The organism is Pseudomonas sp. GXM4, from assembly GCF_008923895.1.
In the GTDB taxonomy this organism is placed as follows: Bacteria; Pseudomonadota; Gammaproteobacteria; order Pseudomonadales; family Pseudomonadaceae; genus Aquipseudomonas; species Aquipseudomonas atacamensis.
Map to the genome: position 1 here is coordinate 1 of NZ_WBRZ01000253.1, position 7848 is coordinate 7848.

Annotated in this window: 11 protein-coding genes; 7 read left to right on the top strand and 4 right to left on the bottom strand. The window is 59.4% G+C overall.

Annotation, left to right across the window (positions count from 1 at the left end):
* Positions 1-135: 135 nt before the first annotated feature.
* On the top strand, positions 136-615 hold the full coding sequence (locus F8N49_RS22705) for a hypothetical protein (protein ID WP_016773232.1): 480 nt from the start codon (positions 136-138) through the stop codon (positions 613-615).
* Positions 616-678: 63 nt separating this feature from the next.
* Positions 679-966 (top strand): PA4642 family protein, encoded by a 288-nt coding sequence (locus tag F8N49_RS22710; protein ID WP_071173566.1) that lies wholly within the window; start codon positions 679-681, stop codon positions 964-966.
* A 75-nt stretch (positions 967-1041) separates the two neighbouring features.
* Here F8N49_RS22710 and mqo read toward each other — a convergent pair whose 3' ends face one another.
* Positions 1042-2550 carry a malate dehydrogenase (quinone) gene (gene mqo / locus F8N49_RS22715; protein ID WP_056790254.1) on the bottom strand — a complete coding sequence of 503 codons (1509 nt, stop codon included), beginning with the start codon at positions 2548-2550 and terminating at the stop codon, positions 1042-1044.
* Positions 2551-3254: 704 nt separating this feature from the next.
* Positions 3255-3488 carry a hypothetical protein gene (locus F8N49_RS22720; RefSeq protein ID WP_016773235.1) on the bottom strand — a complete coding sequence of 78 codons (234 nt, stop codon included), beginning with the start codon at positions 3486-3488 and terminating at the stop codon, positions 3255-3257.
* Between the two features lie 205 nt (positions 3489-3693).
* Here F8N49_RS22720 and F8N49_RS22725 point away from each other — a divergent pair, with 205 nt between their 5' ends.
* Positions 3694-4278: a YajG family lipoprotein gene (locus F8N49_RS22725; protein WP_024014276.1), complete on the top strand. Its 585-nt coding sequence runs from the start codon at positions 3694-3696 to the stop codon at positions 4276-4278.
* A 248-nt stretch (positions 4279-4526) separates the two neighbouring features.
* On the opposite strand, the gene F8N49_RS22730 is transcribed toward F8N49_RS22725, so the two are convergent.
* The gene (locus F8N49_RS22730; RefSeq protein ID WP_016770662.1) at positions 4527-4733 is read right to left on the bottom strand and encodes a hypothetical protein; all 207 of its coding nucleotides are present in this window, start codon (positions 4731-4733) and stop codon (positions 4527-4529) included.
* Between the two features lie 193 nt (positions 4734-4926).
* Here F8N49_RS22730 and F8N49_RS22735 point away from each other — a divergent pair, with 193 nt between their 5' ends.
* Complete coding sequence (locus tag F8N49_RS22735) at positions 4927-5205, top strand: hypothetical protein (RefSeq protein ID WP_064362140.1); 279 nt, start codon at positions 4927-4929, stop codon at positions 5203-5205.
* 131 nt (positions 5206-5336) lie between these two features.
* Here F8N49_RS22735 and F8N49_RS22740 read toward each other — a convergent pair whose 3' ends face one another.
* Positions 5337-6503, bottom strand: a complete 1167-nt coding sequence (locus F8N49_RS22740; protein ID WP_041479984.1) for a 1-acyl-sn-glycerol-3-phosphate acyltransferase — start codon at positions 6501-6503, stop codon at positions 5337-5339.
* A 138-nt stretch (positions 6504-6641) separates the two neighbouring features.
* On the opposite strand from F8N49_RS22740, the gene F8N49_RS22745 reads away from it, so the two are divergent.
* The 3 genes from F8N49_RS22745 to F8N49_RS22755 are packed head-to-tail and all read left to right on the top strand — an operon-like array spanning position 6642 to position 7753.
* Positions 6642-6824, top strand: a complete 183-nt coding sequence (locus F8N49_RS22745) for a CPXCG motif-containing cysteine-rich protein (RefSeq protein WP_016773238.1) — start codon at positions 6642-6644, stop codon at positions 6822-6824.
* Positions 6825-6833: 9 nt separating this feature from the next.
* Positions 6834-7094: a putative signal transducing protein gene (locus F8N49_RS22750; RefSeq protein WP_041479982.1), complete on the top strand. Its 261-nt coding sequence runs from the start codon at positions 6834-6836 to the stop codon at positions 7092-7094.
* A gap of 35 nt (positions 7095-7129) precedes the next feature.
* The gene (locus F8N49_RS22755) at positions 7130-7753 is read left to right on the top strand and encodes an SOS response-associated peptidase (protein ID WP_071173563.1); all 624 of its coding nucleotides are present in this window, start codon (positions 7130-7132) and stop codon (positions 7751-7753) included.
* Positions 7754-7848 lie beyond the last annotated feature (95 nt).

The window sequence follows — 7848 nt, forward strand, 5'->3', positions numbered from 1 at the left end:
TCGTGTCAGTCAGCATCATTGAAAACTGACACACCGCTTTCGCGAGCAGGCTCGCTCCCACAGTTGTTTTTGTGTGTGCTGATCCTTGCGCGACAGCCATGCTAGAGTGCTCGGCCCCGCCCCCCGGAGCCTGTCATGCGCCTCTTGATCTGCAGTCTCGCCGCCCTGTTGCTGTCTCTCAGCCTGCCGCTGTCCGCCGCGCCGATGCACAGCCAGTTCCTGCCGCCGGACGATCTGACCCTGCGCGACGCTGAACCCGAGCAGCAGCAACTGCTGCAAGTCAGCGAGTATTCGGTGGTGGTCGGTGCGCAGCGCCAGTCCAATCAGCAGCCGATTCCGGTCACCTCATCCTTGTTGATCCGCCTCAAAGGCAAATCGCTGAACAAGGGCGCGAGCATTTCTCAGGTGCTGGTGAGTTTCGACGGCGAGAGCAAAAGCCTGAAAAAGCCGGCCTACGATGACAAAAGCAAAACCCTGACGCTGTTCTATCCGCTCGCTCAATACCGCGTGGTGATGGATCTGCTGCGTAATGACACGGTGTATGTGCAGTTCCTCAGTTATGCCAATGGCCATATCTGGGCCGATTTGCACACCGGGGCGATTCGTCCGCGTTGAGCCGGGCGGTCGGGCAGGGGTAAACTGCCCGCCCCGTGTCATGTCTGCGAGCTGGAGTCGGCAATGCGTAAAGATAAGAAACAAGTGATTGGTGACGAGATCGGCGATGAGCAGATCAAGCTGTTCCTCGATTTTGAGCCGGTCGACGCCACTTCGCCGTCGCTGCACAAACTGATCAAGGCCTATCGCGGTTTGCGCATCGATGACTTCGAGCGCTTTCTGGGCTTCTTCGTTGCGGCGGGTTATGACGTTGATGGCAAGGATGAAGAGGGCCAGACCTTTGTTGATCACATCAAGGATCAGCGTAATGCCGCCGAGTACATCGAGTTGATCGACAAGGCTCGCGGTTAAGGTCAAAAGACGAGATCTTTTGCTTTTGACAGGCCAAAAAAACGCCCCAATGGGGCGTTTTTTTATGCCGCAAGATCAAGCGAAGCTTGGTGTCTCGCTGCTTTCTTCAACCAGTTCCAGGGCGATGTTGTTCTGCGTGTTGATCTTGCGATACAGCGCAGCATCGGTTTCCAGAACCTTTTCACGGGCCGGGAAGATTTCCGCCAGTTTGGTGGCCCACTCGCCGGACGCCTTGGCCGGGAAGCATTTTTCGATCAGCTCGAGCATGATCGAAACGGTCACCGACGCACCTGGCGAAGCGCCGAGCAGGGCAGCGAGGGAGCCGTCCTTCGCCGCGACCAGTTCGGTACCGAACTGCAGGATGCCGCCCTTTTTCGGGTCCTTCTTGATGATCTGCACCCGTTGGCCGGCCACTTCCAGGCGCCAGTCTTCGGCTTTCGCCTGCGGGTAGAAACGTCGCAGGGATTCCAGACGCTGTTCCATCGATTGCATCACTTCGCTGACCAGGTACTTGGTCAGGTCCATGTTGTTTTTCGCCACCGCCAGCATCGGCCCGATGTTGCCGGCGCGCACCGACATCGGCAGGTCCATGAAGGAACCATGCTTGAGGAACTTGGTGGTGAAACCGGCGTATGGCCCGAACAGCAGGGATTTCTTGCCGTCGACGACGCGAGTGTCGAGGTGCGGCACCGACATCGGTGGCGAACCCACGGCTGCCTGGCTGTAGACCTTGGCCTGGTGGTGCTTGACCACTTCCGGGTTATCGCAACGCAGCCACTGGCCACTGATCGGGAAGCCGCCGAAGCCTTTGCTTTCTTCGATGCCCGAAGCCTGCAGCAACGGCAGGGCCGCACCACCGGCACCGAGGAAGACAAACTTTGCGTCGACTTCGCGGGTGTTGCCGTTGTTGACGTCCTTGATGCTGACGGTCCAGCCGGCGCCGTTACGCTTGAGGCCGGTCACGCGCTTGCAGTATTTGACCTGAGTGTCCGGGGCGCTGCTCAGGTGCTTGAGCAACTGATTGGTCAGGGCGCCGAAGTTGACGTCGGTGCCGTTCATCACGCGGGTGGCGGCGAGGACTTCATCCGGCGAGCGGCCCGGCATCATCAGCGGCATCCACTCGGCCATCTTGCCTTTGTCTTCGGTGTACTCCATGTCGGCAAACGCGTGGTGCTTGCTCAGGACATTGAAGCGCTCCTTGAGGAACGACACACCGCTTTCGCCCTGAACGAAACTCAGGTGCGGAACCGGGCTGATGAAGGATTTGCACGAGCCGAACGTGCCTTTTTTGGTCAGGTACGACCAGAACTGCTTCGACACCTCGAACTGGGTGTTGATGTGCACGGCTTTCTTGATGTCGACACTGCCATCGGCAGCCTGCGGGGTGTAGTTCAGCTCGCACAGGCCGGCGTGACCGGTACCGGCGTTGTTCCACGGATTGGAACTCTCGGCGGCGCCGGAATCCATCAGCTCGACGACTTCCAGCTTGATCGCGGGGTCGAGCTCTTTGAGCAGTACGGCCAGGGTGGCACTCATGATGCCGGCCCCTACCAGAACTACGTCGACTGCTTCGTTATGCGCCATTTAACGCGTCTCCCAAATCTGCAGCACCAAATTGTCGGCATGGCTGCCAGGCGTTCCAGGGCAGGTCAGTGGGCCCGGGCTATCCGTGGTCAGGTGGGCCATGTCCGAATCTTCGCAATTTTTCGCAACTTCGACGGATGCGTGCGGCCTGGTTTCAAGCGTTCCATGAACGCATTTTCACGCAGGGCTGGCAATTCGACTTATGGTCGAGTCATCCGTTTTCGTGCAACCAAATCCGTAGCGGACAGGCTTCAGGCTCCGATGTTCGAGGTATACCCGGTCCTGTGTCGTTGGGCTGTTTCAGACGCTAATGGTGCATGTTCAGACGCAAAACTATTCATTTGCTCGCCACACTCTTGTGAAGTTGTGAAAACCCGTTTTTTTCACGCTCTTTTGAAGACGTGAACCTCAAAAAAGGGCTGCCTTGGCCTGGCACCTGCCCGCTAGGGCAAAACAACGCGGTGGCCGAGCGAATGACAGCTCTGCAGATTCGCGAAAAGCGGGTTTTTGCCGGAAGAACAGGCAAGCGCGCCAACTTCACTCGATCTGTGTGGGCGGCTCTCTGTGGGCGATTTTGATGTCGATGCATGCGCATTGACGCTGTTGCGGGGCCCGATCAGGAGACGTCCTTATAATCGGGGGGAGATTGTAGCGAAGAAATGCGCGCAGTTGCTCGTGTTTAATGACTTTTATTAGGCATCCGGTCAGATGCTCAACTGCACCTGACCCCGTGCGCGCATTTGTCGCGGTACCACCCGGGCGCTGGCGGGCAGCGGCTGGTTCAGCCAGGTCAGGCGGATTTCTTCGATTTCCACCCAGCCGTCGCCCATCGGTTGCAGGCTGCACTGCTTGAAAGCCTGGCAACGGCCGTTGCGGTCGAGCAGGGCGAAGCTGCGATGCAGCGGGCGTGGGGCGAACAGCGAGATCAGATAACGCATGGCAGAGTTCCTTGAAGGAGGACTGCTTTGAAGCTTGTCGGCAAGCCATGACGCCAGGGTGTATGGACGGTGAAGAATGTGTGACAGGAACCGCTTTCGGCGGGGTTTGTCTGACATTGCAGTATTCACTGTGCGACGCTGGTTACGTGCAGTGGCCCACCGCTATACTGCCGGCCTGTTTGTGCCTGATTCTGGAGAGAAGAGCATGTTGCAACGCCTGTTGTTCGGTTTGATCACTGTCGCCGGTTTGACCCTCGCCGGCTGCGCCCACAGCCCGCAACAACTGAATCCGGAGCCGAAGCTGACCACGCAACTGCCAGCGGTCGGTCGCGGCCAGCCTGTCATCGTGCGTGTGGTCGACGGTCGTCCGTCGCCAACCCTCGGCACCCGTGGCGGTCTGTACCCGGAAACCAGCGCCATCACCGTACAGCGCGAGCAGATCCTGCCCAAGCTGCAGGCCCAGGCCGAAGCCGCCGTGCGTCTGCTCGGCTTCACCCCGACCACTAACGCACCCAACGCGCCGCAACTGACCGTGACCCTGGCCGAGCTGAAATACCAGTCGCCAAAAGAAGGCATGTACGTGACCGAAGCCACCATCGGCGCGACCTTCCGCTCCGACGTGCAGAACGCCAACCGCCGTTACAGCGGCCGTTACGGTGCGTCGCTGGACCAGCGCTTCGGCATGGCGCCGAATCAGGAGACCAATACCAAACTGGTCAGCGATGTATTGAGTGACGCACTGACGCGTCTGTTCAAGGACCCGACCGTGGGTCAGGTGCTCGCTGAGTAAGTTTGCAGCGAACGTGAAAAAGCCCGGGGCCAGTGATGGTTCCGGGCTTTTTTGTGGATCTGAGATTTGTGTCGTATGGGAAATCGATTCCCCTCACCCCAGCCCTCTCCCGAGGGAGAGGGAGCCGATCGCGTGTGCTTCAAAACCTGAATTCGGCGCGGTATCTCATGTCGGCGCATCTACCGCAAACACCTCGGTCAGTCCCCTCTCCCTCTGGGAGAGGGCTAGGGTGAGGGTGCTTTTGACGTTCAGGCAGCCTGGGAATAGAAATCAAGCACGCTCACGCCAGTCAGCAAATCGGTCTCGGGCAAGTCCGCATGCTGATGCCCGCCCAGCGCGCAATACACCAGCCAGTGCCGGTCCTGCACGTTGAAGGCGAGGCTGCCGACCAGGCTTTGCTGGTCGTCGTAAGGGGTGATGAGGTACAGACGATCCTGGTTTTCCGCGTGCAGCATGTCGCATTCCATTCGGGTTTCGAGGCGCGCAGGGTGAAGCATCCACGTGACGATGCCATGACACAGGGCAGCCATCGGTCGATTGTCAGGTTATTTGTCGCAAAGGCTGGGGCAGGGCGGCAGGGTTTGGGTAGAATTCGCGCCGCGGTCGTCGGTCTGGCGTCTGCCACACCGGTTAAGTTCGAGGTCTGTGATGTCGCTGCACTTGATGACGCTGTTTACCGCCCATCCCGCCAAGTTGATCAACCTGCTGGCCTTGCTGCTGGCCTTTCCGGGCAGCTGGCTGCTGCACGCGACCCGCCGCCGTGAGCAACGCGCGCAGGCCAGCCTCGCCGCCCAGCGCCAGGCGCAGCCGAATGCCGAGCCGATGCTCGATTGGGCGACGTTGCGCATGAACCGGTTTTTCTATCGTTTTGGTTTTGCTTGCCTCGGTCTGGCGTTGCTGGTGTCCTGGATCAGCACCCGCTTCTGAAGCAGTAGCAAACCTGTGGCGAGGGGATTTATCCCCGTTGGAGTGCACAGCGCTCCCAAGTTTTTTACCTGAGAAAAACAGCGCCTGCTGCGCAGTCCAGCGGGGATAAATCCCCTCGCCACCGCTTTTGCCTACAGCGGCAACCCAGCCTTGACCCGATACTGATTGCGCACCGGTGTCGCATATTGCAGCACCAGATACGGGCGATGCTCGGCGGGGCAGGCGTCCAGACGGCTTTGCCACTCATCCTGCGCCTTGGCCAGTTCGTCAGCCGGGAACACCTCGGCCGCCGTTGGCACATTCAGTTGCGGATCGGCATCCGCCCACTGCGCGTACGCCAGATAATGCACCGGGAACAACCGGTAGCCGCCGAGAATCTGCTTGTCCATTTCGATCGCCAATTGCTTGGTGTCTTCAAACACCTCGGTGATCGGCGCGGCAAAATTCACGTGGACCCGGCCCTTGTAGCCGGTGATGCCCTTGGCGATGCTCACGTCATCCTCGCCCGGCGCTTTGGCGTAGGTGCCGGTAGTGGCGCGGATGTACAGCTCGCGGGCTTTGGCCTGATCGCACGGGTCGTACTCATAGCTGATCGACACCGGCGTCACGTTGAGTGAGCGGATCACTTCGCCGAACGGCTCGTCCTTGCGGCTCATGTGGAACATCTTGAGGATCGCCGACTCGGTACGGTCGTCGCCGTCCTTCGCCCGACCTTCAGCCTGAGCAATCCAGATCGAGGCGCAATCGTTGCGGATCGAGTGATTGATATACGCCGACAGCAATTGATACGCAGCCATTTTCTCGCGACGGCCGGTGATCGAACGGTGGACGATGAAGCTCTTGTTCAAGCGCATCAGGTCGCTGACAAACGGCTTTTGCAGCAGGTTGTCGCCAATCGCGATGCGCGGTGTCGGCAGGCCGGCGTGGTACACGGCGTAGTTGACGAAGGCCGGGTCCATGACGATATCGCGGTGGTTGGCGATGAACAGGTAGGCGCTGCCGGACTTGAACTGCTCGACACCGGTATACGTCACGCCGTCGGTGGCGCGCTCGATGGTGTGGTCGACGTAGAACTCGACTTTGTCCTGTAAGGTAGCCACGGAATTCACGTCGGCAAACTCACGACGCAGCCGATGGGCTATAAGAGGTTTGAGCATCCAGCCGAAGGCACCGGCAAAACGCGGGAAGCGGAAGTGGGTGAGGATATCTAGAAACGCCTTGTCGCCGAGCAGCCTTGCCAGTACCGCAGGTACTTCGCTGTCGTCGTAAGGTCGGATGGCATCGAATTCGCCCATCATGCTCTCTTGTTGGAAACGGCTAGGGTAAGTAAAGGGTTAGATCGAAAACCCGCGGGGCACGGTCTGAAAATTAGCCAGACAAAAATAGCCCTGCAAATAGACCGGCGATTATACGCACAAGTCACTGGGGAGACCGCGATGCTGGAAAATGCACTGTATGAATGTCCGTATTGCGGTGAGGAAGTGGAGACCACTCTGGATTTGTCCGCTGGGGATCAGACGTATATCGAAGACTGCCAGGTGTGCTGTCGTCCGATCACCTTTGTCCTGCAGGTACATGAAGAAGAGTGGCATCTGGAAGTCTTCAGCGAAAACGAGTGAGGGCCGCGTATGCAGCGCATCTACGAACCGGCGAACCTGATGGAAGGCGAGATGCTCAAGGGCATGCTCGCCAACGAAGGAATCGAGGCGCACCTGATCGGCTGTGATCTGGTGGGCGGTACGGGTGAACTGCCGATCTTCGGCCTGCTCGGGCTGTCGGTGGATAACGATCAGGCCGAATACGCCCGCGAGCTGATCAACTTGTACAATGCCGCGCTGCCGCTACACGGCGACGAACCGGAGAGCTTCCCCGGGACGCTGGTCTGTTAGGCTGGCGCTGGTTTTATTCAGAGTTATGTTGCCCCATGTGTGGACGTTATGCCCTGTTTCGCTGGAACCGCGAGTTCGCGGCCCTGCCAGGTTTTCCCGCCGATCAGCAGGCGCAGTGGAACATTTCCCCGAATGATTCGGTGTTGATGCTGCGTGCCGAAGAAGACGGCCAGCGCACGCTGGCCCGTGCGCGCTGGGGCCTGACGCCGCCGTGGCTGACCGATCTGTCGAAGACCCCGGCCCATGCCCGCGCCGAAACTGTTGCAGAACAGCCGATGTTTCGTGAGGCCTTGCGCTTGCGTCGCTGCCTGCTGCCGGCCAACGGCTTTTACGAATGGCGCGGCACCCAGCGCAAGCGCCCTTACTGGTTGACGCCGGGGGAGGGCTCGTCGTTGTTTTTCGCGGCGATCTGGGAAGCGTATCCGGTGCAGGAACAGGTCTGGCTGAGTACGGCGGTGATTACTCAGTCGGCGGCGAGTCAGCGCCGGCCGTTGATTCTTGATGAAGCGGGGCAGGCTGCCTGGCTTGATCCTGAAACGCCGATGCATGTCTTGCAGGGTTTGCTCGCCAGTGAACCGGCGGCGCTGCGCGAGCGGGTGTTGGCGAATCTGGTGAATGATCCGAAGTTGAATGGGCCGGAGTGTTTGACCCCGGCTTGATTTGCGTGGATCAAAAGCCCCTCACCCCAGCCCTCTCCCGGAGGGAGAGGGAGCCGAATGGGGATACTTCAGAGGTTCACCGACCTGAACGATCT